Origin of the sequence: Pseudomonas sp. 3HC3 (genome assembly GCF_044904505.1) — a bacterium.
Taxonomy (GTDB): Bacteria; Pseudomonadota; Gammaproteobacteria; order Pseudomonadales; family Pseudomonadaceae; genus Aquipseudomonas; species Aquipseudomonas putida_Y.
This window is the reverse complement of record NZ_JADDRH010000002.1, coordinates 1-25,050: the sequence shown is the minus strand read 5'-3', so window position 1 is coordinate 25,050 and position 25,050 is coordinate 1. Positions and strand designations below refer to the sequence as shown.

General features: G+C 60.8%; 24 protein-coding genes. 5 read left to right on the top strand and 19 right to left on the bottom strand.

Annotated elements, in window-relative coordinates:
• Positions 1-3 precede the first annotated feature (3 nt).
• Positions 4-1,233: a nucleoside recognition domain-containing protein gene (locus INQ47_RS04725; protein ID WP_252459042.1), complete on the top strand. Its 1,230-nt coding sequence runs from the start codon at positions 4-6 to the stop codon at positions 1,231-1,233.
• Here the strand turns inward: INQ47_RS04725 and INQ47_RS04720 are convergent.
• The 9 genes from INQ47_RS04720 to INQ47_RS04680 all read right to left on the bottom strand — a co-directional run bounded on the left by INQ47_RS04720 (position 1,215) and on the right by INQ47_RS04680 (position 11,472).
• On the bottom strand, positions 1,215-1,850 hold the full coding sequence (locus INQ47_RS04720; RefSeq protein ID WP_404701241.1) for an ABC-type transport auxiliary lipoprotein family protein: 636 nt from the start codon (positions 1,848-1,850) through the stop codon (positions 1,215-1,217). The two genes, INQ47_RS04725 and INQ47_RS04720, sit on opposite strands and share 19 nt — an antisense overlap.
• Entirely contained in the window at positions 1,847-2,785 is a 939-nt protein-coding gene (locus INQ47_RS04715; protein WP_252459040.1) for an MlaD family protein, read from the bottom strand. Before INQ47_RS04715 ends, INQ47_RS04720 begins: the two co-directional genes overlap by 4 nt.
• 3 nt (positions 2,786-2,788) lie before the next feature.
• Positions 2,789-3,580: an ABC transporter ATP-binding protein gene (locus tag INQ47_RS04710; RefSeq protein ID WP_011953162.1), complete on the bottom strand. Its 792-nt coding sequence runs from the start codon at positions 3,578-3,580 to the stop codon at positions 2,789-2,791.
• Complete coding sequence (locus tag INQ47_RS04705; protein ID WP_252459039.1) at positions 3,577-4,710, bottom strand: ABC transporter permease; 1,134 nt, start codon at positions 4,708-4,710, stop codon at positions 3,577-3,579. The genes INQ47_RS04710 and INQ47_RS04705 overlap by 4 nt, the downstream gene beginning before the upstream one ends.
• 129 nt (positions 4,711-4,839) lie before the next feature.
• Positions 4,840-5,865 carry a DUF5924 family protein gene (locus INQ47_RS04700; protein ID WP_252459038.1) on the bottom strand — a complete coding sequence of 342 codons (1,026 nt, stop codon included), beginning with the start codon at positions 5,863-5,865 and terminating at the stop codon, positions 4,840-4,842.
• A 93-nt stretch (positions 5,866-5,958) separates the two neighbouring features.
• A complete protein-coding gene (locus INQ47_RS04695; RefSeq protein WP_252459037.1) occupies positions 5,959-7,365 on the bottom strand; it encodes a pitrilysin family protein in 1,407 nt (468 codons plus the stop codon).
• A 30-nt stretch (positions 7,366-7,395) separates the two neighbouring features.
• Positions 7,396-9,054 carry a Na/Pi cotransporter family protein gene (locus INQ47_RS04690; RefSeq protein ID WP_252459036.1) on the bottom strand — a complete coding sequence of 553 codons (1,659 nt, stop codon included), beginning with the start codon at positions 9,052-9,054 and terminating at the stop codon, positions 7,396-7,398.
• A 270-nt stretch (positions 9,055-9,324) separates the two neighbouring features.
• The gene (locus tag INQ47_RS04685) at positions 9,325-10,095 is read right to left on the bottom strand and encodes a TerC family protein (RefSeq protein WP_252459035.1); all 771 of its coding nucleotides are present in this window, start codon (positions 10,093-10,095) and stop codon (positions 9,325-9,327) included.
• 69 nt (positions 10,096-10,164) lie between these two features.
• Positions 10,165-11,472: a CitMHS family transporter gene (locus INQ47_RS04680; protein WP_021784619.1), complete on the bottom strand. Its 1,308-nt coding sequence runs from the start codon at positions 11,470-11,472 to the stop codon at positions 10,165-10,167.
• Positions 11,473-11,738: 266 nt separating this feature from the next.
• Here INQ47_RS04680 and INQ47_RS04675 point away from each other — a divergent pair, with 266 nt between their 5' ends.
• Positions 11,739-12,140, top strand: coding sequence for a GFA family protein (locus INQ47_RS04675; RefSeq protein ID WP_252459033.1), 402 nt, complete (start codon positions 11,739-11,741; stop codon positions 12,138-12,140).
• A 38-nt stretch (positions 12,141-12,178) separates the two neighbouring features.
• On the opposite strand, the gene INQ47_RS04670 is transcribed toward INQ47_RS04675, so the two are convergent.
• The 10 genes from INQ47_RS04670 to INQ47_RS04625 all read right to left on the bottom strand — a co-directional run bounded on the left by INQ47_RS04670 (position 12,179) and on the right by INQ47_RS04625 (position 21,990).
• The gene (locus INQ47_RS04670; RefSeq protein WP_404701240.1) at positions 12,179-14,134 is read right to left on the bottom strand and encodes a DUF4105 domain-containing protein; all 1,956 of its coding nucleotides are present in this window, start codon (positions 14,132-14,134) and stop codon (positions 12,179-12,181) included.
• On the bottom strand, positions 14,131-14,451 hold the full coding sequence (locus INQ47_RS04665; protein ID WP_021784622.1) for a DUF2388 domain-containing protein: 321 nt from the start codon (positions 14,449-14,451) through the stop codon (positions 14,131-14,133). Before INQ47_RS04665 ends, INQ47_RS04670 begins: the two co-directional genes overlap by 4 nt.
• A 36-nt stretch (positions 14,452-14,487) precedes the next feature.
• Positions 14,488-14,781: a DUF2388 domain-containing protein gene (locus INQ47_RS04660; RefSeq protein ID WP_404701239.1), complete on the bottom strand. Its 294-nt coding sequence runs from the start codon at positions 14,779-14,781 to the stop codon at positions 14,488-14,490.
• Between the two features lie 89 nt (positions 14,782-14,870).
• Positions 14,871-15,188: a DUF2388 domain-containing protein gene (locus tag INQ47_RS04655; protein ID WP_028697682.1), complete on the bottom strand. Its 318-nt coding sequence runs from the start codon at positions 15,186-15,188 to the stop codon at positions 14,871-14,873.
• 310 nt (positions 15,189-15,498) lie between these two features.
• Complete coding sequence (locus INQ47_RS04650; RefSeq protein WP_021784625.1) at positions 15,499-15,714, bottom strand: DUF1127 domain-containing protein; 216 nt, start codon at positions 15,712-15,714, stop codon at positions 15,499-15,501.
• A 372-nt stretch (positions 15,715-16,086) separates the two neighbouring features.
• Positions 16,087-17,580: an acetyl-CoA hydrolase/transferase family protein gene (locus INQ47_RS04645; protein WP_021784626.1), complete on the bottom strand. Its 1,494-nt coding sequence runs from the start codon at positions 17,578-17,580 to the stop codon at positions 16,087-16,089.
• A 186-nt stretch (positions 17,581-17,766) separates the two neighbouring features.
• Positions 17,767-19,203 carry an NAD(P)(+) transhydrogenase (Re/Si-specific) subunit beta gene (locus tag INQ47_RS04640; RefSeq protein ID WP_252459029.1) on the bottom strand — a complete coding sequence of 479 codons (1,437 nt, stop codon included), beginning with the start codon at positions 19,201-19,203 and terminating at the stop codon, positions 17,767-17,769.
• 2 nt (positions 19,204-19,205) lie between these two features.
• Positions 19,206-19,520, bottom strand: coding sequence for an NAD(P) transhydrogenase subunit alpha (locus tag INQ47_RS04635; RefSeq protein WP_003252914.1), 315 nt, complete (start codon positions 19,518-19,520; stop codon positions 19,206-19,208).
• Positions 19,521-19,531: 11 nt separating this feature from the next.
• Entirely contained in the window at positions 19,532-20,653 is a 1,122-nt protein-coding gene (locus INQ47_RS04630; RefSeq protein WP_404701238.1) for a Re/Si-specific NAD(P)(+) transhydrogenase subunit alpha, read from the bottom strand.
• A 419-nt stretch (positions 20,654-21,072) separates the two neighbouring features.
• Positions 21,073-21,990 (bottom strand): LysR family transcriptional regulator, encoded by a 918-nt coding sequence (locus INQ47_RS04625; RefSeq protein ID WP_404701237.1) that lies wholly within the window; start codon positions 21,988-21,990, stop codon positions 21,073-21,075.
• Between the two features lie 160 nt (positions 21,991-22,150).
• Between INQ47_RS04625 and INQ47_RS04620 the strand changes: the two genes are divergently transcribed.
• The 3 genes from INQ47_RS04620 to INQ47_RS04610 all read left to right on the top strand — a co-directional run.
• Positions 22,151-23,332, top strand: coding sequence for an acyl-CoA dehydrogenase (locus INQ47_RS04620; protein ID WP_003252907.1), 1,182 nt, complete (start codon positions 22,151-22,153; stop codon positions 23,330-23,332).
• A 13-nt stretch (positions 23,333-23,345) separates the two neighbouring features.
• The gene (locus INQ47_RS04615) at positions 23,346-24,566 is read left to right on the top strand and encodes a CaiB/BaiF CoA transferase family protein (protein WP_404701236.1); all 1,221 of its coding nucleotides are present in this window, start codon (positions 23,346-23,348) and stop codon (positions 24,564-24,566) included.
• Positions 24,567-24,806: 240 nt separating this feature from the next.
• Positions 24,807-25,050 (top strand): hypothetical protein (locus INQ47_RS04610; protein ID WP_404701235.1); only part of this gene is annotated, 244 nt, incomplete at its 3' end.

Genomic DNA, 25,050 nt, shown 5'->3' with positions numbered 1-25,050 from the left:
CGGATGCTCAACGGCCTTTGGCTCGGATTTTTCCTGGTGGCGGCGGTGTCCGCCCTGGCCCAATGGCTGGTAGGTGGCAACGCTGGCATCTTCGCGGCAATGGTCGAAAGCATCTTTGCCATGGCCAAACTGTCGGTCGAGGTAATGGTGTTGCTGTTCGGCACGCTGACCCTGTGGCTGGGCTTTCTCAAAATCGCCGAAAAAGCCGGCATCGTCGAATGGCTGGCCAAGGTGCTGGGCCCGTTGTTCGCCCGTCTTATGCCGGAGGTGCCGCCCGGCCACCCGGCCCTGGGCCTGATCACCATGAACTTCGCTGCCAACGGCCTGGGCCTGGACAATGCCGCCACGCCGATAGGCCTGAAGGCCATGCGGGCGCTGCAGGAGCTGAACCCCAGCAGCACTACGGCAAGCAATGCGCAGATTCTGTTCCTGGTACTCAACGCCTCGTCGCTGACCCTGCTGCCGGTGACCATCTTCATGTATCGGGCCCAGCAAGGTGCGGCAGATCCGGCCATGGTGTTCCTGCCAATCTTGCTGGCTACCAGCGTCTCGACCGTGGTCGGCCTGCTGTCAGTGGCGGTGATGCAGCGCTTGCGCCTGTGGGACCCGGTCGTGCTCGCCTACTTCATTCCCGGTGCCTTGCTGCTGGGTGGTTTCATGGCTTTTCTTGGCACGTTGTCGGCGGCTGCGCTGGCAAGTCTGTCGTCAGTGCTGGGCAACCTCACGTTGTTTGGCGTGATCATGCTGTTTCTGGTGATCGGCGCCCTGAGACGCGTGCAGGTATATGAAGCCTTTGTCGAAGGTGCCAAGGAAGGCTTTGATGTGGCCAAGAACCTGTTGCCCTACCTGGTGGCGATGTTGGTGGCGGTGGGTGTGCTACGTGCGTCAGGTGCCCTTGAGCTGGCCTTGGAAGGCATTCGCCATGCGGTGAACTGGATGGGCATGGATACACGCTTCGTCGAAGGCTTGCCGACGGCGCTGGTCAAACCGCTCTCTGGCAGCGCTGCACGGGCGATGCTGATCGAGACAATGCAGACCCACGGCGTGGACAGTTTCCCGGCGCTGCTGGCGGCGACTATCCAGGGCAGTACCGAAACCACCTTCTATGTGTTGGCGGTGTACTTTGGTGCCGTGGGCATCCAGCGCGTGCGCCATGCAGTGGGTTGCGCACTGCTGGCCGAGTTGTCAGGCGTGATCGCGGCTATCTTTGTCTGCTATTGGTTCTTTGCCTGAGCCTTCAGTTGTGCCTGATTGGCCTGGGTGATGGTCCAGTTCACGACTTGCCCCACCAGTTGGTCGCTGGCCTGGCCGAAGCCGGCTACCACTGCTGATACCTGTGTATCGTCCAGCGGTTGGCGGATTTCGAAGCGCTTGCTGGCCAGGATGCGTTGGTTGCGGCCCTGGACCAAGCGAGCGTCATAGCGGACCACCACCTCCACTACCCCATCTGTGCGGTACTCACTCTGAAATGCCTGCAGCTCGCCGGCCAACTCGTAGTCAGCCTGCAGGTTACTGTCGTCAGCGCTCAGGCGCTGTACCTGGCCCTCACGCTGGAACCCGTCGAGCAAGCGGTTACGCAGCAGCACCGGGGCCGCATCGCTCCAGCGCGCGCCCTTGTAGCTGCTCACCACATTGCCCTGGGGAATCACGGCAATCCTTGGCCCCGCCAACACTTCACTGGCCAGTGGCTTGTTCAGGCGCAATGACCAGTCCAGCGCCGGTGCCGTACGGCTGGGTTGATTCACCGGCAGGCGATAAAGGTCCACAGGTTCGCTCTTCGGCAGGATCGAGCAGGCACTGGCCAGGCTCAGCGCGGCCGCCAGGGTCAGCAGGCGCAGCGACGGATTCATGGCTGGAACTCCTTGTTGTTGTCGCGGCCAAGCAGGTAGCCGCTTGGGTCGGCCTCCAGTTGCCGGGAAATGCCTTTGAGTGCGTTAAGGGTTTCGCGCAGTTCACGAATGGCTGGGGCGAGCTGGTTCAGGCTCTGGGCGCCGTCACCGATTGCCTCGCTGTTGTTCTTGAGCAGGTTATTGATGGTTGCCGTGCTTTGGGCCAGTGACTGCATGGCCTGTTCGGCGCTGCCGATCGCCTGTTTGCCTTCGCTACCCAGCAGGCCGTTGGCATTTCGCATCAGCGCCTGGGTTTCGGCCAAGGTGGCACTGGCCTGCTTGCCCACCTGCACCAGCTGCTCGATGGCCTCGGCGATGCTGCCGTGCTGGCCGGCAAAGGCGCCGGTGGTCTTGTCGAGGTTGGCCAGCGTGTTGCTGAGGTGGCCTATGTTGTCCTCGGAGAACATCTGGTTGGCGTTGTGTAGCAGCATGTTGATGTTGGTCACCAGGTCGCTGCTGTCGTTGAGCAGGCGCGAGATTGGCGATGGCGAAGCGATGATCACCGGCAGCTTGCCATCCTTGCCTTTAAGCTCTGGGCTTTGCGGGGTGCCGCCGCTGAGCTGGATGAACGAGTTGCCGGTGACGCCGGCCAGGGTCAGTTTGGCCTGGGTGTCTTCCTTCACCGGGGTATCGGCGCTCAGGCGCACCCGTGCCAATACCCGACGCGGGTCTTTCGGGTCCAGACGCAGGGTGGACACGTCGCCCACCTTGATGCCGTTGTACTGCACCGTGCTGCCACGGGAAAGTCCAGACACGGCTTCGTTGAACACTACTTCGTAATCCTTGAAGGCGTCGTCGACACTGGACTTGGCCAGCCACAGGCCGAACAGCATGGCCCCGGCCACCACCAGAACGGTGACCAGGCCGATGAGGACGTGATGGGCTCGGGTTTCCATTGCTCAGCGCTCCTGCCCGGCACGGGTGGCAGCCTGTTCGGCTGCGCGCCCACGTGGGCCGTGAAAGTATTCTTGGATCCAGGTGTCGTTGGTCTTTTCGACCTCGGCCAGCGGGCCGGCCACCAGGACTTTCTTCTGCGACAGCACCGCGATGCGGTCGGTAATGGTGTACAGGGTGTCGAGGTCGTGGGTGATCAGGAACACCGACAGGCCCAGAGCATCGCGCAGGGTAAGGATCAACTGGTCAAATGCCGCAGCACCGATTGGGTCCAGACCAGCCGTGGGCTCGTCGAGGAACAGAATGTCCGGGTCCAGGGCCAAGGCGCGGGCCAGCGCTGCGCGCTTGATCATGCCCCCGGACAATGAGGCCGGATACTTGTCGGCAGCCGAAATCGGCAACCCGGCAAGGGCCAGTTTCACCCCGGCCAGGTGCTCAGCATCGCTGCGAGACAGTCCGGCGTGCTCGATCAGCGGCAAAGCCACGTTTTCGGTCACCGTCAGCGAAGAGAACAGCGCGCCCTTCTGGAACAATACGCCAAAGCGCCGTTCGACCAGTGAACGCTGTTCTTCGCGCAGGCCGGTCAGGTCCTGGCCGAGTACCTTGATCTGCCCTTCATTGGGCCGCCGCAGGCCAATGATGCTGCGCAGAAGCACCGACTTGCCGCTGCCTGAGCCGCCTACCACGGCGAGGATTTCGCCGCGGTACAGGTCAAGGTCAAGGTTTTCATGCACCACCTGGCGGCCGAAGCGGTTGCAGATGCCGCGGGCTTCGATTACGCAATCCTGGCCACTCACCAGCCCATCTCCATGAAGAACAGCGCTGCCACCGCATCCAGCACGATGACCACAAAAATCGACTGCACCACTGCCGAGGTGGTGTGTGCCCCTACCGACTCGGCGCTGCCGCTGACCTTGAAGCCTTCCAGGCAGCCGATGGCGGCGATCAGGAAGGCGAAGAACGGTGCCTTGGCCAGGCCTACCAGGAAGTGCTGCACGCCTATGTCGCTTTGCAGCAGCGACAGGAACATGGCCGGCGAAATATCCAGCGTCAGGGCGCATACCACCGCGCCGCCAACGATGCCGCAGATCATCGCGACAAAGGTGAGCAACGGTAGCGAAATCAGCAGGGCCAGTACCCGCGGCACCACCAGCAGCTCCATGGGGTTGAGGCCCAGCGTGCGGATGGCGTCAATTTCTTCGTTGGCCTTCATCGAGCCGATTTGCGCGGTGAACGCGCTGGCAGTGCGGCCGGCCATGAGAATGGCTGTCAGCAGCACGGCGAACTCGCGCAGGAACGAGAACGCAACCAGGTCGACGGTGAAAATGGTCGCGCCGAAGTCGGCCAGCACCGTGGCACCGAGGAACGCGACTACGGCGCCCACCAGGAATGTCAGCAACGCAACGATGGGCGCGGCATCCAGCCCGGTCTGTTCAATGTGTGCCACCACAGGAGTGAAGCGCCAGCGATGTGGCTGGAAGGCGCGGCGCAGCAAGGTTTCGAGAATCACACCGACGAAACCAAGCAATTGCATGCTGTCCTGCCAGAGCGTGCCGACGGCGCAACCGATACGCTCCAGCAGCTGCAACAGCACATTGCGCTCGGGCTCTTTGACCGGGATGCAGTAATCCTGGACCGAGCAGTAGACATTCTTCAGCAGCGCCCGGCTGGCTTCAGGCAGCTCGAGGGTGCAGTGCGACAGGCGCTCGGAGCCTAGTAGTTCAGCCAATAGCGAAGCACCGGCGGTGTCCAGGCGGCCCAACTGGCTGAGATCGGCGACGGTGTCGGCAGGGCACTGCGTGCGCAGGCGCTCGCTCTCGCGCTTGAGGTTGGCGTAGTGTGCCAGGGTCCAGTCGCCGGTAACCCGCAGGCAGGCCGGTTGGCTGCGGGTGTCCAGGGTGGCGCTGGGGGTGGTCATAGGCTCCATGCAATTGACTCGGCGCTAAGGCTTAGGGGCTGATCATAGCGCAGGGGGCATGGGGTGTTTGGTGATTATGTGCTGCATGTACGCTTGGCAACAGTGACCTGGGCCTGCTTGTGCTGCGCAAGGCAGGGGTCAACTAGCAGCTGGTGCATCATTGACCACCTTGAAGCGCAGCACGCCGATCACTTGCCCATCCTCGGTCAGCACCCTCACCTGCCATTTGCCTACCGGGTTGGGTGGGAAGTTCTGTTTGTGGGTCCAGGCCCGATAGCCTTCCTTGCGCCCACCGTGGATGTCCAGGGCAATGCGGTCGACCTCCTTGCCGTCCTTTTGCCACACATGGTAGATCCGTTCGTTCAGGCCGCGTGGTGCGTTGATGGCGGTATAGGCATACAGGCCACTGCTGCGGATGCGGCTGGCAGCAATTTCGTCCAGTGAGTCGCCGGGTTGGCGGTTCAGCACTTCGGTACTCACCGCCACTTCGGTCATCCACAGGGTTGCCGGCGGTACCCAGGAGCGCAGCAGCCAGCCCCCGGCACCGACCGACAGGGTAACCAGCACCAGTGCCACCGCGCGGCGCCAATTGTTGATCGGGAAGCTGCTGGCCAGGCTGGGGAACGACAGGGCCATGGCCGCGATGAGGGCCAGCTTGAAGCTTTGTGCGGTGGTCAGGTGCAGGATGATCGGTAACGCAGTCAGCAGAGCGGCGAACAACGTCAGGGTATGCAGCGCCAGGAATAGCCAACGCCGTGGTGCCAGCCACTTGTAGTACAGCGGGTCGATGATCGAAACCAGGCCGGCGGCGCCGAGCAGGCCTGTGAATACCAACTGACCGCTGTTCCAGGTGGTGGTGATGAAAAAGAACGGCAGCACGAAGAACAGCGTTTCCTGGTGGATCATCTGCGTTGCGTAACGCAATAGCGGCTGAGGGATCTCGCGGTTGAAAGTGCGCGCGAACAGCCCGGTGAGGGTGTTCTCCAGCATCAGCCAGACCCAGCTGACCAGCATGAGCACGGCGACCCAGCTGGCCAGGCCAGCCTGGCGGTCGACCAGGATGAAGCTGCCGATACCAGAGAGGAAACCGCCGAGCGCGATGATGCCGGGGTAGCGCTTGAGGAGTTCGATGATGCGCTGAACGATTTGGGGGATTTGGGGCATTGGGGGCTACAACAGAAAAGTGAGGTGGCTGTGCCAGCCTCTTCGCGGGCAAGCCCGCGAAAGGTCCGGTACTGGCAAAAGGATACCGCCGAATCACCGCTGCCGTGTAGCACCACTGGGCCGCTCAGGCCTTTGCCGCCGCCAGCGCAACAGCCCCGCCGCCAGGACCAGCCCTACAAGCAAGGCCATCAGCCCGTAAAGCTCGTCATAGCCTAGCAACGGCTTTTCGATGCGCACATAGCCATCTTCCTTGAGCAGATCCTTCAGCGCCTCGTTGGCCTGTTCCAGGCTGACCTGGCGCAGCTTGCGCACCGGGTTGGCAAAGCGCCCGTCGGTGTAGTCGTTCAGCGCCCCCCAGTAGTAGTCGGCCAAGGCACTGTTGCCTTGGGTGCTCCAGCTTTCCTTGCCGATGCTGGCTTCCTTGATGCGGGCGAAGGTGTCTGGGTCCAGGCCTTCTTTGCGCAGGTGGTCGAACAGGCCCTGCATCACCTTGACGGCCTTGTCGATGTCATCGCGCTCAAGGTCCGCATTGAGGCTGAGCAGGCCGGTGTCGCCAAAGCTCTCACGCTGTACGGAGGGGCCGTAGGATAGCCCGTTGCGCAGGCGCAGCTGGTCGTACAGCGCCCAGTCCAGGTAGCGCGACAGCAGGTCGAGGGTGGCTTGGTGGTCGTTGTCCAGCACCGGCTCGATGAACAGCCAGTGCAGTTTGACGCCATCGCCCAGCCAGCCGCGGGTCAGGTTGCGACGCTGCTCGGCCTGTCGGGTGATGCTTTCAAGGTTGCGGCGCTCTTCGGGTTCAGTAGTGGGCAGCTCGCCAAAGGACCGCTCCAGGTAGGCCGGAAGCAGGCGGTCGAGGCCGCCGACCATGATCAGGGTCATGTTGTTGGCCGCGTACCAGCGGTCACGCAAAGCCTGGACTTGCGCCAAGGTCATGTCGTCGAGGTTGGAGCGCTCCGGGCATTTCAAACCCAGCTCGGTGGCCAGTTGACTGCTGGCGGGGTGGCCGATGTCCTGGCGGTCGAGCCAGCGCTGCAGGTGGCCATAGTGGCCGCCATCCTCGCGCTCTATGATGCGCTTGGCGGTGGCCAAGGCCTTGGCGTCGATACGGGTGTCGCGGATTACTGCCAACAGCAGGTCGAGGACCTTGCGCTGGTTGCGCGCCGGGGCCTCGATGACAAAGGTGGTGTCGGCACTGCTGGTATAGGCGTTCCACTCGCCGCCAAGCGCTTGCAAGCGTTCTTCCAGCCCACCTTCGCCTGTTTCGTCGATACCACTGAACAACAGGTGCTCAAGCAGGTGTGGCAGCTCTTTCTGCTCGCAGTCGAAATCATCCAGGCCCACGCCGACCACCAGACGAATCGCCACATGGTCACGTTCGTAACCGTTTTTCAGGATGACCTGCAGACCATTAGGCAATAGGTAGCCTTCAACCCGCGAGCGGTCGAGGGCGAACGAGGGCAGGCTGCAGATCAGCAGGCAAACGAACATCAGGCAACGCATGGGCGAGCGAGGGTCCTCAGCAAGGAGAAATCACGGCTGGCGGGCTTCATCGGGCACACTGTCGAGCATCAGCCCTCCGGTGTCCGAGCCGCCTAGTACCACATAGGCACTACTACAGAACAAAGAGTTCAACCGCTTCATGTCGGCGATCAGCTCCAAGTGTAGCGAACTGGTTTCGATACTTTGCACGACCTTGCGCTGCAGGCGGCTGACATGGGCGTGGGCGAGGCGCCGTTCCTGGGCACGGAACCGGCGTTTTTCCCGCAACAGCAAGCGGGCGCTTTCCGGGTCTGCACTGAGGAATACGGACAGGCCCAGGCGCAGGTTGGCCAGCAATTGCTCCTGCAGGCCGGACAGCTCTTCCAGGCCTACCTGGGAGAATTCCCGGCGCTGGCTGGTTTTCTGCTGCTGGACCTTGCGCAGCATGCGTTCGATCAGGTCACAGGCGAGTTTGAGGTTAATTGCCAGTTCGATTATTTCGGCCCAGCGGCGGTTGTCCTGTTCGCTGAGGTCTTCCCGTGACATCTGCGCCAGGTACAGCTTGATTGCGCTGTACAGGGCTTCGGCGTCTTCGCCCAAGGCACGAACTTGCTGTGGCAAGGCGGTCTGGGTGCCACGCAGGGCTCCGAGCATGGCTTCGAGCAGGCTGTCGACGATATCCCCCAGGCGCAGCGTTTCGCGGGCGGCGTTGGCCAGCGCCAGGCTGGGCGTTTCCAGGGCCGAGGCATCAAGGTGACGGGGGCGGACCTGACCATTGCCGTTTTCCCGTTCAGGCAGCAGGACGTTGCACAGCCGACCCATCGGTTTGACCGTGGGCAGCATGATCAGACAGCGCAGCGTGTTGTAGAGCAGGTGAAAGCCGATGACCAGCTCCTGAGGGCTGAAACTCAACGAGTCCATCCATGCCACCAGCGGGTGCAGCACAGGGATGATCAGCACCAGGCCGATCAGCTTGTACAGCAGGCTGCCCAAGGCTACCCGACGCCCGGCGCCGTTCTGCATGCTGGTACTGATGAAAGCCAGCAGCCCGCTGCCGATATTGGCGCCGACCACCAGCCCGATGGCTACCGGCAAGCTGATCAGTTCGGCGCCGGCCAGTGTTGCTGTGAGCAGAACGGCTGCCAGGCTGGAATAGGAAATCATGGCGAACATTGCCCCGACCAGAGCGTCGAGCATGATGTCGCCGGTCAGTGAGGCAAACAGCACTTTCACGCCTTGGGCATGGGTGATCGGCGCAGCTGCCTGCACGATAAGTTCAAGTGCCAGGATGATCAGGCCAAGCCCGATGCCTACCCGGCCTAGTTGGCCGGCCCGTGTCTGCTTGCGCGAAAGGAAGAAAATCACGCCAAGGAAGATCAGCAGCGGCGACAGCCAGGACAGGTCGAAGGTCAGCACCCGGGCCATCAGCGCGGTACCCACGTCGGCACCCAGCATGATTGCCAAGGCCGGGGTCATGGCCATCAGGCCTTGGCCGACGAAGGAGGTGACCAGCATGGCCGTGGCGTTACTGCTTTGAACCATGGCAGTGACCAGAATACCGGCGATGAATGCCAGCGGGCGCTTGTCCATGTTCTGGCTGATGATGCGCCGCAAGTTCGAGCCGAATACCCGAAGGATGCCGGTACGCACAATGTGGGTACCCCAGACCAGAAGCGTCACGGCCGAGAGCAGGTTGAGCAGGGTCAGCATGGCGAAGGCCCCCTGTTACAAAGGCCCATTGGGCCAAGAAAAGAAACGTGAGCGTTTGAAGAATTTTCAGTGCTCACTCAAAGCTTTAGTTGTTTTGCCCAGCTGTCGCCAGCTTCGCATGGCAGTCATTTATTTAAAACAGATCTGAAATGGATGATTGCCTGTACGGGTCGCTTCGCGGACAAGCCCCCCACAGTGACCACGTACAGAAAAAACGGGCATGAAAAAGGGCCCCGCGAAGGGCCCTTGCTGTACTGCGCTTCCTTGTCCTTATTGACCCGGAATGTCCTTGCGCAGTTTCACCGGTTCATGATCTTTGCCATCCTTGCGGGCCATGGCGGTGCGCATGCGTATGTTGATGGCTTCCACCCCCAGCGAGAAGGCCATGGCGAAGTAGACATAGCCCTTCGGCACATGCACATCGAACGCCTCAGCGATCAACACAGTACCGACCACGATCAGGAACGACAGCGCGAGCATCTTCAGCGACGGGTGCTTGTCGATGAAATTGCTGATGGCGCCGGCGCACAGCATCATCACCAGCACCGCCACGACGATGGCGGCGATCATCACCGGCACGTGGGACACCATGCCCACTGCGGTGATCACCGAGTCCAGCGAGAACACGATGTCGATGATGGCGATCTGGATTATGGTGTAGAAGAACTTGCCACCTGCGCCTTTCGGCTCCTCTGCGTTCTCGTCCTCGCCTTCCAGGCCGTGGTAGATCTCCTGCGAGCTCTTCCATAGCAGGAACAGGCCACCGAAGAACAAAATCAGGTCACGCCCCGAGATGCCTTGGCCGAACACCACGAACAGGTCGGCGGTAAGGCGCATGACCCAGGTAATCGACAGCAGCAGCATGATACGGGTGACCATGGCCAGGGCCAGGCCGAAGATACGGGTGCGAGGCTGCATGTGCTTGGGCATGCGGCTGACCAGAATCGAGATCATGATGATGTTGTCGATACCGAGGACGATCTCAAGCGCGGTAAGGGTGAAAAAGGCAACCCAGATTTCCGGGCTGGTCAGCCATTCCATGTATTTTCCTTCGAGCGGTAATGGCAACGCGCCCCGGTCAGGGCGCGTCGCGTAGGTGATACGGATGTATTAAAGACTACTGAACAGCGGGAAAATCCCCATCAGCAGTGCGCCGAGCATTATGCACAGGCATACCAGCACTGCCCACTTGAGCGTGAAGCGCTGATGATCGCCGAACTCGATACCGGCCAGGGCCACCAGCAGGTAGGTGGAGGGTACCAGCGGGCTGAGCAGGTGTACCGGCTGCCCGACGATCGACGCACGGGCCATTTCCACCGGGGTGATGCCGTAGTGGCTGGCGGCTTCGGCCAGCACCGGCAGCACGCCATAGTAGAACGCGTCGTTGGACATGAAGAAGGTGAACGGCATGCTCACGATCGCGGTGATTACAGCCAGGTATGGGCCTAGCGCTTCAGGGATGACCGACAGCAGGCTCTTGGACATGGCGTCGACCATGCCGGTGCCGGACAGGATGCCGGTGAAGATGCCGGCGGCGAAGATCAGCCCGGTTACGGCCAGCACGCTGCCGGCGTGGGCAGCAATGCGGTCCTTCTGTTGTTGCAGGCATGGGTAGTTGACGATCATGGCGATACTGAAGGCAATCATGAACAGCACTGGCAGCGGCAGTACACCGGCGATCAGTGCGGCCATCAGGGCGGCGGTCAGGGCACCGTTGAAGTACAGCAGTTTGGGCCGACGTGCGTCCGGGTACTGCGAGACGGTGATTTCGCTGTGGTCGATGTCGTCGGTAGGCAGATGCAGTTCGCCCAGGCGGGCACGTTCACGTTTGCCATACATGTAGGCAATGGCCAGGATCGCCAGCACACCGAACAGCATGGCCGGGATCATCGGCACGAAGATGTCTGACGGGTCTACGTGCAGGGCGCTGGCAGCACGGGCGGTCGGGCCACCCCAGGGGGTCATGTTCATCACGCCGCCGGCGAGGATGATCAGGCCGGCCATGATCCGCGGGCTCATGCCCAGGCGGCTGTACATCGGCAGCATGGCGGCGCAGCAGATCATGTAGGTGGTAGCACCGTCACCGTCGAGCGAGACCACCAGGGCCAGTACAGCGGTGCCGACCGAGACTTTCAGCGGATCGCCCTTGACCAGCTTGAGGATCTTGCGCACGGCCGGGTCGAACAGGCCGGAATCGATCATCAGGGCGAAATAGAGGATGGCGAACATCAGCATCACGCCGGTAGGTGCGAGCTTGCTGATGCCCTCTAGCATCATGGGGCCGATCTTGGCGGAAAAACCACCGAACAGGGCGAACAGGATCGGTACCAGAATCAGCGCGATCAAGGCCGACAGGCGCTTGCTCATGATCAGGTACATGAAAGTGATGACCATGGCAAAGCCGAGGAAGGTCAGCATGGCAATACTCCAGGCGTGGCGCGGCGAAAGGACAGTCGATTCGGGCGTATCAGCGCGCAGGGCGCTGTGCAGAGAGCATGCGGAGGGAGGCTACGAAAAGGCGGGCGCAGGAATACATCAGAATCACCATTGTTGTTGTTGATTGGGCCGGGCGTGGTATTACCAGGTGCCCTGGCTGACCGGTCTTGTGCCGGTAGTGGGCGCTATCCTAAGAGGGCAAGCTTTCAGCCAGCTTTCGCTGAAGCAAAGGTGACGGGAGGTAGGTGATGCAGGATGTAACCGAAGGTGGCTGCCATTGTGGCGCCCTGCGTTATCGGCTGGAGGGCAACCTGACGGACATTGCCCACTGTCATTGCTCGATCTGCAGGCGGGTCAGCGGTGGACTGGTGGTCACCTGGCTTACCCTGCCCCGTTCCGGGTTTCAGTGGTTAACGGGCGAGCCGAACTGCTATGTGGCGCCAGCCAGTTGCAGCCGCTACTTCTGTGGGCAGTGTGGGGCGCATGTGGCGCTGGTGACCACGCATAGCCCGCAGACGATCGATGTGACGGTGGCTACGCTGGATCACCCTGAATGGGTGCGAGCCAACCGGCATATCTGGGTGGGCAGCCGGTTGCCCTGGTTGCATCTGGATGAGGATTTGCCCTCGGAGGATGAGGAGAGCCTGTAGGCGCGGGCTTGCCCGCAAAAGGGCCAGCCCTGCATACATCACAACTGCAGGCCACCAGCAGCTTTGTGCAACGCCCGCAAGTGCTCGCCGATCTGCTTCACGTTGGCCTCGACTGCTGCAATTTCCCTGGCTCGTGACGGCTCCAGCAGCGCCCTCACCTCTTTGTCCAGGCTGGTGCTCAAGCGCAATAGCTGTGCCTGTCGCTCGCTGCTCACCTGCTCCAGGTGCTTGCGCTCTTCCGGCTGCGGCAGCCCGTAGCCTTTGGAGTCGAGCAACTCTGCCGGGCGGCTGAGAAAACCGCTGTTGGCAAGCATTTGCTTGAGCGTGGCATCGGCTTTGTTGATGCTGCCATCTTTCAATGCTGCGGCATTCAGGTAACGCTGCTTGACCTCGTCCTGGGCCAGCAGAAGCTGCCGGCGCAGGCTGGCTTGCTCAAGCAGAAGCAGTGCCGCGCTGGTGCGCAGGTCGGCCTTGGCGAACCAGCTGCGACGTTGCTCGGCATCGAGGGCCAGCCAGTCTTCAACCAAAGCTTGCTTGATCGGCAGCTGTTTTCTCAGCACCTCGAACATCGCCTGGTAGCGGTCGCGGTAAGAATCGAAGCGGTAGCCCAGGCGTAACGCTTCGCGCGGGTTATCAAGCACGCTGGTGTCTGCCAGCCCCCTGCCCTTGAGCACGGCCAGCAAACCGTTGGGCATGATGCTGTCCAGGTCGTTGAGGCGCGGGTTGGCGGTGCCGCTGCGCAGCAGCTTCAACGACTCCACTGCACAGTTGTTGGACAGGAACCAGTAGTTGCCGTCATAGCTCCAGTGCATCTCGGCGGCCTGGCGCACCAGGCTCTCGATTTCGTCGCGGTTGAGTTTCAAGGGCACCGAGGCCAGGCTGCGCAGCTCGGTCTTGGTGTATTCGTCGATCACCTGGCCCAGCGGCAGCACGAATAGCCGCGACGGGTAGTTGCCGACCAGGCCGTCCCAGCTGGACAGTTGCACGTCGTTGACGAAGGCGCGGTACGACAGCACCAGGCTTTGATCGAGGTCCAGGCGGCAATCTGGTCCGCGTGGGCGGCCTGGCTTGCAGATCACCAGGCGCAGCATGCTGTGCCCCCAGCGGCTGACCAGGTTCTGATTGGCTTCAGCCAGCAGGTAGTCCACTTCGTAGACCCGCTCCGGGTCGATTTCACCTAGTGGCTGGCGGGCGAAGTCGCTGCCGGCATTGATGAAGGGTAAGCCTTTGGCACAGGTGCTTTGTTGCGGTGCCCAGCCGAAGTGTTCGTGAAGGTATTGGTACAGCGCCGGGCGACGGCAGCTGTAGCTCGGGTCGAGGAGGAAATATTCCATGTTGACCGCGATGTATTCCTTGGGGCTGCTCAACTCATAGCTGTCGGGGCTGCGCACGAATTGGCCATTGTGCTGCTCGCGCTCGCCACGCCGGCCGACGTACTGCTGCCACCCGGCCAGGTCGAGCAGGCGTGGGTCGTCGCTTAGGGTGAAGCGGCGGTTGGCCTGGCCGCGGCATTCTTCCGGCAGGCCGACCTTGCCCAGCGTGCCTTGCTGGCGCTTGCAGCGTGCAATCAGTAATTTTTCGGCGCTGGGCCACAGGCGGGCACGGTCGTAGAGATGGGTGAGCTCGTGCAACACGGTGGCCAGCAGCTCTTCACGCACCGTGCCATGTGGGCGATTGGTGCGCTCGCTGGCGGCGCTGCCATCGGTGAGGCTGGGCAGCAAGCGGCGGTTGAGCTCGAGGGCGGATATCAGTGATGCCTGCCCATAAGTGTCGGCAGGCATGTTGTCGCTCCAGCTGACCCGCACGCGGCGGTCCAGCTGTTGCTTGAAGCGCGGTGGCAGCTTGCCCATGGCCTCGTCGAGCAGGGCTTGGGAGGCTTTTGCTTGTTGCAGGTCGAGGCCGGACGCCTGCAGCTCAAGCTGCAGGTCGGCCAAGGCGGGCGTGCCGAGCAGCGTCAGGGCGCAGCCGAGCAGCCAGGCACGCACGCGCTTCACAGTGCGAGTATGGCTTCAGCCAGTACTTGGTCGCTGGCGCTGCGCGCTTCCGGTACGCGCTCGCGCAGGGTATTGAAGGCGGCCTCGAGTTGCACGCCGCGGATGTCACCGTTGCTGGCGACGAAGCTTGCAGCGTCGTCGTGGGCTTCGCGCACAACTTTGGAGTCGCGGATCGATGTGGTGGTGTCCGAGGTGAAGTCGATCGAACGGCCAAAGGCACGCACGATGATGTTGCTGGTGGCCACCAGGGTCTGTGCCTGGGCCAGGTCGGCCAGCAGCAGCATGCCGAGGGAAGCGGCAATCAGCGGTTTGCGCATGAAGCATCTCCGAAAAATACAGGGAGTCAGGTGTAGTTATTGGACGAGAATTGCCTGCGCCAGTTCCAGATCGCCGACGGCGTGTCGTGCGCAATTGTGGCGTAATGATTCCAAGGCGGCTTCCAGGCGTGCACCACGGATCTGTCCGTCGCTGGCAACGAATGCGGCGGCATCGTCGCGGGCCTGTTTGACTAGTTTGCGGTCGAACGGTGCGGTTGTGACCTGGCTGGTGACATAGCCGGTGATGACCAGGCTTTGTGTGGTGGTATCCATGGCATGGGCGCTGGCCATGCCTGTGGCGGCGAACAGCAACGGCAACAGATAACGCATGAGCTTTCTTGAAGGCTGGAAAAATGAACGGCGAAGCCTACCTCAGGTGCGAGGGCCGAAGCCAACGCACCTGTTTTGCATGGCGTGTATCAGAGCGCCAGGATGGCCTGGGCCAACTGTGTATCGCTAGCTTGCAGGTCGGGCATGTTCGAACGGATGTGAACAAAAGCGCTTTCAAGTCGGGCGCCGCGGATAGCGCCCTGAGTGCCGACGAAGCTGGCTGCGTCATCGCGGGCGGCCTGGACGATCTTGTCGTCGCGGAACGAAGAGCTCAGGTCGGAAGTGGCGTCGGTGGAGGCGGCAACGGCACGTACTACCGTATCAGTGGTGACAACGAAGCTGGTGGCGTTGGCAGTGCCGGCCAGGCCAAGCAACAGCGCGGCGCCAAGCAAGTGTTTGCGGGACATGGTCGTGGACTCCTGGGTAGGTCAGGTTGGTTCTGCTGTATCGGACGTTTGCAGGGCTCGTCGCGGTACGTTTTCATCAACTGGTTCTAGCAGACGGTTAGGCCAAGCGTACCACGCGGTGCTGCGTAGAGATGAGAACGACTGCTGATCCGGAGAACTGTTAAGGCGATTTTTCTATATTTCGTAACTGTACTGGTCGTGATCCTAAGTACTCTACAGCGCATCTCTCGGGCAATAAAAAACCCGCTGCAGTCACCTGCAACGGGTTTGAGGAATTCACGGTGCCGGCCAAAGCCGGCAAGCCGGGAGCTTAGCGCCAGAAAGGCTTGCTCAGCTCTTCGTAACGCTGCGACTCGCTGATGCCGGCGTCTGCAAGCAGGCGGGAGTCCAGGCGAGCCAGTTGACGACGGCTGGTCATGCGACGCTGCCACAGCAGCAGGGTCGACAATGCACGCAGTGGCATCGAGGCGTTGGATTGTTGGGCGTTGCTTTCAAAAACCAGACCGGAACTGAGGGTACGTTCCATGATGCTTCATCCTTCCGCTTATGGCGGGATTAGGTAGTGATTTAACTGATGCCAATGATCCTCCTCTGTCGTCCATAACAGTAGATACAGTTCGGTTGAAAGACGATGGCTCAGTTAACTGTGTAACCCTACTGTTGCACTCGAAATAGGCGTAACTGTACTGGTCCGCACTTCTTTGGTGCATTCTTGTTCAAGAAATGGGATTTGTCAGTCGGGAAGGTCTGAAAACACCAGTACAGTAGTACAGATTGTGCTGCTGATCGCGGAAAGGTGTATTGAGAGAAGGGTTTGACTGTTATGGTCCATTCGCGGGCAAGCCCGCGAAGGGCCGGAACAGCGGAAGCAGGGCCGCCGTTCCGTACCACATCTGGATCAGCTTGCCAGCATGCGCCCGGTTTCTTCCAGGTTTTCGTGCCAGCTCAGGGCCTCACGCAGGATGTGCGGGGTATGCCCGCCACGCTGGCAGGCGCGGTCGAAGTAGTCGTTCAGCGCAGCGCGGTAGTCTGGATGCACGCAGTTGTCGATGATCGCCCGCGCCCGTTCGCGCGGCGCCAGGCCACGCAGGTCCGCCAGGCCCTGCTCGGTGACCAGGATGTCCACGTCGTGCTCGGTATGGTCGACATGGCTGACCATTGGCACCACGCTGGAAATCGCCCCGCCTTTGGCAATCGACTTGGTGACGAAGACCGCCAGGTGAGCGTTACGGGCGAAGTCGCCGGAGCCACCGATGCCGTTCATCATCCTGGTGCCGCAGACGTGGGTGGAGTTGACGTTGCCGTAGATGTCGAACTCCAGTGCGGTGTTGATACCGATGATGCCCAGGCGACGTACCACTTCCGGGTGGTTGGAAATTTCCTGCGGGCGTAGCACCAGCTTGTCCTTGTAGCGCTCCAGGTTGCCAAACACATCGGCATTGCGGCGCGTCGACAGGGTGATCGAGCTGCCCGAGGCGAAACTCAGCTTGCCGGCGTCGATCAGGTCGAAGGTGGAGTCCTGCAGCACTTCAGAGTACATGGTCAGGTTTTCGAACGGCGACTCGATCAGGCCGCACATCACCGCATTGGCAATGCTGCCAATGCCGGCTTGCAGCGGGCCGAGCTTGTTGGTCATGCGGCCGGCATCCACTTCCTTCTTGAGGAAGTTGATCAGGTGGTCGGCGATGCCCTGGGTTTCATCATCTGGCGGCAGCACAGTGGATGGCGAGTCCGGCTGGTCGCTGATGACGATACCGACGATCTTGGCCGGGTCGATCGGGATGGCGGTGCTGCCGATACGGTCGTCGACCTTGACCAGCGGGATTGGCGTGCGAGTCGGGCGGTAGGTTGGGATATAGATGTCGTGCAGGCCTTCGAGGTTGGTGTTGTGCGAGAGGTTGATCTCCACAATCACTTGCTTGGCGAAGATCGCGAAGCTGGCCGAGTTGCCCACCGAAGTGGTTGGCACGATGTGGCCTTGCTCGGTGATGGCCACGGCTTCGATGACCGCGATGTCCGGCAGCTTCAGCTGCTGGTTGCGCAGTTGCTCGACGGTTTCCGACAGGTGCTGGTCGATGAACATCACCTGGCCGTCATTAATGGCCTTGCGCAGGGTGCTGTCGACCTGGAATGGCATGCGGCGGGCCAGTACACCGGCCTCGGTCAGTTGTTTGTCCAGGTCATTGCCCAGGCTGGCGCCGGTCATCAGGCTGATTTTCAGAGGCGATTGCTTGGCACGTTCGGCCAGTGCATGCGGTACGGCCTTGGCCTCGCCGGCGCGGGTGAAGCCGCTCATGCCGACAGTCATGCCGTCCTCGATCAGACCAGCGGCATCAGCCGCACTCATTACCTTGCTGTGCAGGGAGGACAAGCGGATACGATCACGGTACATGGATTGTTATCTCGGGCTACTGAAACTACTGCAGCGCAGTCTAGAGATTTCGCCCATTGCCGTCCCACGACCATGGTCGTATGAGAAGGCTTGTATTTGAGCCGTTGATCCGGATCAACAAAAGAAAAGCCCCGGCAGATTCTGACCGGGGCTTCCTTTATATCAGCGGGTTTGTAGCGGCTGTTGTCACTCCACCGCTTTGACCATGTCCTCGATGACCTTCTTGGCGTCACCGAACACCATCATGGTCTTGTCCAGATAGAACAGCTCGTTGTCCAGGCCGGCATAGCCGCTGGCCATCGAGCGTTTGTTGACGATGATGGTCTTGGCCTTGAACGCTTCGAGGATTGGCATACCGGCGATTGGCGACTTGGGATCGTTCTTCGCCGCCGGGTTGACCACGTCGTTGGCGCCCAGCACCAGCACCACGTCGGCCTGGCCGAAATCGGCGTTGATGTCTTCCATCTCGAATACTTGATCGTACGGTACTTCAGCCTCGGCCAGCAGTACGTTCATGTGCCCGGGCATACGGCCCGCCACCGGGTGAATCGCGTACTTCACGGTCACGCCGTTGTGGGTCAGCTTCTCGGTCAGCTCTTTCAGCGCGTGCTGGGCGCGGGCCACCGCCAGGCCGTAGCCCGGAACGATGATCACGCTGTCGGCGTTGCTGAGCAGGAAGGTTGCATCGTCAGCCGAGCCGGACTTCACCGGCCGCTGTTCTTGCGAACCTTGCGCCGCGCCAGTGTCGGTATCGCCACCGAAACCGCCAAGGATGACGTTGAAGAACGACCGGTTCATCGCCTTGCACATGATGTACGAGAGGATGGCACCGGACGAACCTACCAAGGAACCGGCGATGATCAGCATCGAGTTGTTCAGCGAGAAGCCGATACCGGCCGCTGCCCAGCCCGAGTAGCTGTTGAGCATCGACACCACCACTGGCATGTCGGCGCCGCCGATCGGAATAATGATCAGCACACCCATGATGAAGGCCAGGACCAGCATCAGAGTAAAGGCACTGTAGTGGCCAGTGAAAGTGAACAGAAGGCCCAGGGCGATGGTGGTCAGGCCAAGGATCAGGTTCAGTTTGTGCTGGCCAGCGAACTGTACCGGTGCGCCTTGGAACAGGCGGAACTTGTACTTGCCCGACAGCTTGCCAAAGGCGATCACCGAACCGGAGAAGGTAATGGCACCGATGGCGGCGCCGAGGAACAGTTCCAGGCGGTTACCAGTAGGGATCGGGTCGCTGATGGCAGCCACAATGCCCATCGACTGCGGCTCCAGTACGGCGGCAATGGCGATGAATACCGCGGCCAGGCCGATCATGCTGTGCATGAAAGCGACCAGTTCGGGCATCTTGGTCATCTCGACGCGCTTGGCCATGATCGAGCCGGCGGTGCCGCCGACCAGCAGGCCGACGATGACATAGCCGATACCGGCCGTGGCAAGTTCAGCCCCGAGTTTATAAATGAGGCCAACCGTAGTGAGGATGGCGAGCCCCATGCCGATCATGCCGAACAGATTGCCGCGCCGCGAGGTGGTCGGGTGCGACAGGCCCTTGAGCGCCTGGATGAAGCACACCGAGGCGACGAGGTAGAGGAGCGTTACCAGATTCATGCTCATGCTTACTTCTTCGCCTCGTTCTTGGTTTTCTTCTTGAACATCTCAAGCATGCGGCGGGTGACCAGGAAGCCACCGAACACGTTGACTGCGGCAAGGGCCACGGCCAGGGTGCCCATCAGCTTGCCGGCCGGGGTCACGGTCAGGGCCGCGGCCAGCATGGCGCCAACGATGACGATTGCCGAGATGGCATTGGTGACCGCCATCAGCGGGGTGTGCAACGCCGGGGTGACGTTCCACACCACGTGGTAGCCCACATAGATGGCCAGCACGAAAATGATCAGGTTATAGATGCCGTGGGAAATCAGCATGTCTTCCATTGTCGTGCTCCTTAGCCGTTCTTGCGGACGACCTGACCATCACGGCACATCAGGCAGGCCGCGACGATGTCGTCTTCGAGGTTGATGATCAGCGCGCCGTCCTTGTCGAACAGCAGCTTCATGAAGTCCAGCAGGTTGCGTGCATACAGTGCCGAGGCATCGGCACCCACCTGGGCCGGCAGGTTGGTAGGGCCGACGATGGTCACGCCGTTCTCCTGCACCACTTGGTCTGCGACGGTCAGCGGGCAGTTGCCGCCTTGCGCGGCAGCCAGGTCGATGACCACCGAGCCAGGCTTCATCTGCGCCACGGTTTCGGCGCTTAGCAGGGTCGGCGCCTTGCGGCCGGGGATCAGCGCGGTGGTGATGACGATATCGGACTGCTTGGCGCGCTCGTGCACGGCCTGGGCCTGACGCTGCATCCAACTGGCCGGCATTGGTCGGGCATAGCCGCCAACGCCTTCGGCGCACTCTCGCTCTTCGTCGGTCTCGTATGGCACGTCGATGAATTTTGCGCCCAGTGATTCGATCTGCTCTTTCACGGCAGGGCGAACGTCGGATGCTTCGATCACCGCACCCAGGCGCTTGGCTGTGGCGATGGCCTGCAAGCCGGCAACGCCGGCACCCAGGACCAGCACGCGTGCCGCCTTAACGGTACCGGCAGCGGTCATCAGCATTGGCATGAAGCGTGGATAGTGATGGGCTGCCAGCAACACGGCCTTGTAACCGGCGATGTTGGCCTGTGATGACAGCACGTCCAGGCTCTGCGCCCGCGAGGTTCGCGGCGCGGCTTCCAGGGCGAAGGCGGTAATACCGCGTTCGGCCATCTTGCCGATCAGTTCGCCGTTGAAGGGGTTGAGCATGCCCACCAGAAGGCTGCCGCTGTTGATCAGGGCCAGTTCCTGGTCGGTGGGGGCGACCACCTTGAGTACCAATTGGGCGCCGTAGGCATCGGCAGCGCTCCCAATGGAAGCACCCACGGCTTCATAGGCACTGTCCGGAATGGCGGCGTTAAGCCCTGCCCCCCGTTGAACGGTGACCTGATGGCCCTGGCCAACCAGTTTCTTGATGGTTTCGGGGGTCGCAGCGACCCTTGTCTCACCGGTCTGCGTCTCGAGAGGAACACCAATGTGCACGACTATTTCTCCTGCGGTGACCTTTTGTCTTTGTAGAAGCCAGCACACTTCGGATGGTGCGCTGGGGCGGCTGTGGAGCGCCAACCCGCCGGATCCCGGGCGGGGCGAAGCATTTTGCAGACGAACCCAGAGGCCTTCAACCGGTTCTGGAGCGAAACTAAGCCAAAACTACAAGTCACCCTGTGACCGCTTGTCGCAGTGATAGGGCTGTAGCCCGTCAAACATGGGCCATTGGCAGATTAGGAGAAAAAATCAAAAAAAAAGCGGCCAATTCGCTTACGACTAGTTGGATGTCGCAAAATAACCCGCAAAGCCGCGTACTGAGCACGATTAAGGGGTATTTTTGTGCTTGCGTTACAGTTTGCGAATATGCGACATATACATATATCTGTAGGTGTTTAAAATAATTGACTACAGGGTCAGCTTGTCGCGTTTGTCGCTGTTTTGTTCATGTAGGCCTGAGCCTGGCTTACTAGCCAGTCGCGAAAGGCGCGTAGCGACGCCGACTCCACCTTGCGCTCTGGAATCATCAGATAGTAGGCCTTGTCGCTACTCAGGGCATGCCTGTTAGCGACCACCAACCTACCCTCCTCCAACTCCCGCTGGATCAGGAACGGTGGTATCAGGGCAATGCCCATGTCGTGCATGGCCGCCTGGGCGAGCATCGAGAATAGTTCATAGCGCGGGCCTGTCATGTCGCGCTCCACAGTCATGCCCACACTGCCGAACCATTGCCGCCAGGCATACGGGCGCGTGCTCTGCTGCAGCAGTGGCAACTGCGCGATGTGGCGTGCCTCGAGCATGCCTTGGCCGTTCAGCAGCGTCGGGCTGCACACAGGTACCGGGTTTTCACCCATCAGTTGGTGCGACTGGGTGCCTGACCAGTCCGCATCACCAAAATAGATGGCGGCATCGAAGGCCGTGTCGGCAAACAGGAATGGCCGGGTGCGGTTGGTAAGGTTGACCGTGACCTCCGGATGGCGCTGCTGGAAGTCCTTGAGCCGTGGTAGTAGCCATTGAGTGCCAAACGTCGGTACTACCGCCAGCTCGATCACATTGGCGCCTTGCTGGCGCATCACCGACAAGGTATCGCGCTCAACGGCGTCTAGTTGGGCCGCCACCTGGCGACTGTAGGACAGGCCGGCTTCAGTCAGCGTCACGCCGCGGCGCGAGCGACGGAACAGTTCCACATTAAGGAAGGTTTCCAGTCCACCGATCTGCCGACAGACGGCACCCTGGGTCAGGGCGAGCTCCTGGGCAGCCTTGGTGAAGCTCTCGTTACGGGCTGCCGCCTCGAAGCAAACCAGGGCAGTGGTACTGGGGATCTTGCGGCGCATGTACGTCAACCTCACTTGTAAGGCTGTCAATAAGGCGTTTTGCCGATTTACGGAGTGACAAAATATCACTAATCGGTGCGCAATCCTCGTTTGTCCCGGCGGCTGATCAGGCCTAGGCTCAAAGGCACAAGAAACTGCCCCCTATTTCGAGGATTCGCTCATGGCCGGTAAAGCAAGCTTCAACTGGATCGACCCGCTGCTGCTGGATCAGCAGCTCACTGAAGAAGAGCGCATGGTGCGTGACAGCGCTTATCAGTTCGCCCAGGACAAGCTGGCGCCGCGTGTGCTCGAGGCCTTCCGCCACGAGCAGACCGACCCCGCGATCTTTCGCGAGATGGGTGAAGTCGGCCTGTTGGGTGCAACCATCCCTGAGCAATACGGAGGCAGCGGCCTGAACTATGTGTGCTACGGCCTTATTGCTCGTGAAGTGGAACGTATCGACTCGGGCTACCGCTCGATGATGAGTGTGCAGTCGTCGCTGGTGATGGTGCCGATCAACGAATTTGGCACCGAAGCTCAAAAGCAGAAGTACCTCCCCAAGCTGGCCAGTGGCGAGTGGATCGGTTGCTTTGGTCTAACCGAGCCTAACCATGGCTCCGATCCTGGCTCGATGATTACCCGCGCGAGGAAGGTCGACGGTGGCTACCGGTTGACCGGCAGCAAGATGTGGATCACCAACAGTCCCATCGCCGATGTGTTCGTGGTGTGGGCCAAGGATGATGCGGGCGATATCCGTGGCTTTGTACTGGAAAAAGGCTGGCAAGGCCTCAGTGCCCCGGCAATCCATGGCAAGGTTGGCCTGCGCGCCTCGATCACTGGTGAAATCGTCATGGACAATGTGTTCGTGCCAGAAGAGAACATCTTCCCGGACGTGCGTGGCCTCAAGGGCCCGTTCACCTGCCTGAACTCGGCTCGCTATGGCATTTCGTGGGGGGCGCTGGGTGCCGCTGAAGCCTGCTGGCACACCGCCCGCCAATACACCCTGGATCGCCAGCAGTTTGGTCGTCCACTGGCCGCCAACCAGTTGATACAGAAGAAGCTGGCCGACATGCAGACCGAAATCACCCTGGCGCTGCAGGGCTGCCTGCGTCTGGGGCGCATGAAGGATGAAGGGACGGCTGCGGTGGAGATCACCTCTATCATGAAGCGCAATTCCTGCGGCAAGGCGCTGGATATCGCCCGTATGGCGCGTGACATGCTGGGCGGCAACGGCATCTCCGACGAGTTTGGTGTGGCCCGTCATCTGGTTAACCTGGAGGTGGTCAACACCTATGAAGGTACCCACGACGTGCATGCACTTATCCTGGGGCGTGCGCAGACTGGTATCCAGGCGTTCTATTAATAAGGAGCAAGCCATGGGCGCGCTATCACATCTGCGGGTGCTAGACCTTTCGCGCGTGTTGGCCGGCCCGTGGTCTGGTCAGATTCTGGCTGACCTTGGCGCCGACGTGATCAAGGTCGAGCGCCCCGGCAGTGGCGACGATACCCGCTCATGGGGGCCACCTTTCCTCAAGGATGTTGAAGGTGAGGATACCAGTGAGGCGGCCTATTACCTGTCGGCCAACCGTAACAAGCGCTCCGTGACCATCGACTTTACCCAGCCGGAGGGGCAGCGGCTGGTGCGTGAACTGGCGGCGAAGTGCGATATTGTCCTAGAGAACTTCAAGGTAGGTGGGCTGGCTGCCTATGGCCTGGACTACCAGAGCCTCAAGGCGGTAAACCCGCAGCTTATCTATTGCTCCATTACCGGCTTCGGTCAGACCGGGCCATATGCCAAACGCGCTGGCTATGACTTCATGATCCAGGGGCTGGGTGGGCTGATGAGCCTGACTGGTCGTCCGGAGGGCGAAGAAGGCGCAGGGCCGGTCAAGGTTGGGGTGGCGCTTACCGATATTCTGACCGGGTTGTATTCCACGGTCGCCATGCTGGCTGCCCTTGCCCACCGGGATCAGACTGGCGTCGGCCAGCATGTCGACATGGCATTGCTCGATGTGCAGGTGGCCTGCCTGGCAAACCAGGCAATGAACTACCTGACCACGGGCACCCCTCCTCGTCGGCTGGGTAATGCACACCCTAATATAGTCCCGTATCAGGACTTTCCGACGGCAGATGGCGATTTCATTCTTACCGTGGGTAATGACAGCCAGTTCCGTAAGTTCGCCGAGGTGGCCGGGCAGCCGCAATGGGCGGAAGACCCGCGCTTCGTTACCAATAAGCTGCGGGTGGCCAACCGGGCCGAGCTGATACCATTGATTCGTCAGGCTACGGTATTCAAGACCACGGCTGAGTGGGTGGCCCAGCTGGAGGCTGCTGGAGTGCCATGTGGGCCTATCAATAACCTGGCCCAGATGTTCCAGGACCCTCAGGTATTGGCGCGTGGGTTGGCGGTGAGTATTCCGCATCCATTGGCGGGTAATGTGCCGCAGGTTGCGAGCCCGATACGGTTGTCGGAGACGCCAGTGGAGTATCGCCGGGCGCCACCACTGCTGGGCGAGCATACCGAAGTGGTGCTGGGGGAGGTGTTGGGGGTAGATGCCGGTGAGGTACAGCGCCTGCGTGATGCTGGAGTGCTCTAGATGAAAAGCGGGGAGGCCGTCAGGCCTCCCCGCTTTGCTTTTCTGCGCTATCAAGGTTTCTTGAAATTAAAGGTTGACGCCCTCTCGAATCCCCTTATAATGCGCCCCACTTCCAGCGACAACGGAACGACAAACTCCTTGAAATTCAATGAGTTAGACAATTCTGAAGGTGCTGTAAGGGCTACGATCAAATGATCGAAAGCGGTTGAAAAGGTGGTTGACAGTGCTTCTAAGTGCTGTATGATTCGCCTCCCGCTACGAGAGATCGCAGCGAGCCAAGTGTTTGAAGCTAAACGAGTTTCTCGCAAAAAACTTCAAAATAAACGCTTGACAGGCTCTGAGGAAAGCGTAGAATGCGCGCCTCGGTTGAGACGAAAAGCTCTTAACCAAACGCTCTTTAACAAATCGAATCAAGCAATTCGTGTGGGTGCTTGTGAGTACGGACTGATAGTCAAAAAGATTATCAGCATCACAAGTGGCCATG

Excerpts from the sequence above, each read along its gene's own strand:
- INQ47_RS04725 (WP_252459042.1), top strand. The coding sequence starts at position 4 with ATGCTCAACGGCCTTTGGCTCGGATTTTTCCTGGTGGCGGCGGTGTCC.
- INQ47_RS04720 (WP_404701241.1), bottom strand. The coding sequence starts at position 1,850 with ATGAATCCGTCGCTGCGCCTGCTGACCCTGGCGGCCGCGCTGAGCCTG.
- INQ47_RS04715 (WP_252459040.1), bottom strand. The coding sequence starts at position 2,785 with ATGGAAACCCGAGCCCATCACGTCCTCATCGGCCTGGTCACCGTTCTG.
- INQ47_RS04705 (WP_252459039.1), bottom strand. The coding sequence starts at position 4,710 with ATGGAGCCTATGACCACCCCCAGCGCCACCCTGGACACCCGCAGCCAA.
- INQ47_RS04700 (WP_252459038.1), bottom strand. The coding sequence starts at position 5,865 with ATGCCCCAAATCCCCCAAATCGTTCAGCGCATCATCGAACTCCTCAAG.
- INQ47_RS04695 (WP_252459037.1), bottom strand. The coding sequence starts at position 7,365 with ATGCGTTGCCTGATGTTCGTTTGCCTGCTGATCTGCAGCCTGCCCTCG.
- INQ47_RS04690 (WP_252459036.1), bottom strand. The coding sequence starts at position 9,054 with ATGCTGACCCTGCTCAACCTGCTCTCGGCCGTGACGCTTCTGGTCTGG.
- INQ47_RS04685 (WP_252459035.1), bottom strand. The coding sequence starts at position 10,095 with ATGGAATGGCTGACCAGCCCGGAAATCTGGGTTGCCTTTTTCACCCTT.
- INQ47_RS04680 (WP_021784619.1), bottom strand. The coding sequence starts at position 11,472 with ATGCTGACCTTCCTCGGCTTTGCCATGGTCATCACTTTCATGTACCTG.
- INQ47_RS04675 (WP_252459033.1), top strand. The coding sequence starts at position 11,739 with ATGCAGGATGTAACCGAAGGTGGCTGCCATTGTGGCGCCCTGCGTTAT.
- INQ47_RS04665 (WP_021784622.1), bottom strand. The coding sequence starts at position 14,451 with ATGCGCAAACCGCTGATTGCCGCTTCCCTCGGCATGCTGCTGCTGGCC.
- INQ47_RS04660 (WP_404701239.1), bottom strand. The coding sequence starts at position 14,781 with ATGCGTTATCTGTTGCCGTTGCTGTTCGCCGCCACAGGCATGGCCAGC.
- INQ47_RS04655 (WP_028697682.1), bottom strand. The coding sequence starts at position 15,188 with ATGTCCCGCAAACACTTGCTTGGCGCCGCGCTGTTGCTTGGCCTGGCC.
- INQ47_RS04650 (WP_021784625.1), bottom strand. The coding sequence starts at position 15,714 with ATGGAACGTACCCTCAGTTCCGGTCTGGTTTTTGAAAGCAACGCCCAA.
- INQ47_RS04645 (WP_021784626.1), bottom strand. The coding sequence starts at position 17,580 with ATGTACCGTGATCGTATCCGCTTGTCCTCCCTGCACAGCAAGGTAATG.
- INQ47_RS04640 (WP_252459029.1), bottom strand. The coding sequence starts at position 19,203 with ATGAGCATGAATCTGGTAACGCTCCTCTACCTCGTCGCCTCGGTGTGC.
- INQ47_RS04635 (WP_003252914.1), bottom strand. The coding sequence starts at position 19,520 with ATGGAAGACATGCTGATTTCCCACGGCATCTATAACCTGATCATTTTC.
- INQ47_RS04625 (WP_404701237.1), bottom strand. The coding sequence starts at position 21,990 with ATGCGCCGCAAGATCCCCAGTACCACTGCCCTGGTTTGCTTCGAGGCG.
- INQ47_RS04620 (WP_003252907.1), top strand. The coding sequence starts at position 22,151 with ATGGCCGGTAAAGCAAGCTTCAACTGGATCGACCCGCTGCTGCTGGAT.
- INQ47_RS04615 (WP_404701236.1), top strand. The coding sequence starts at position 23,346 with ATGGGCGCGCTATCACATCTGCGGGTGCTAGACCTTTCGCGCGTGTTG.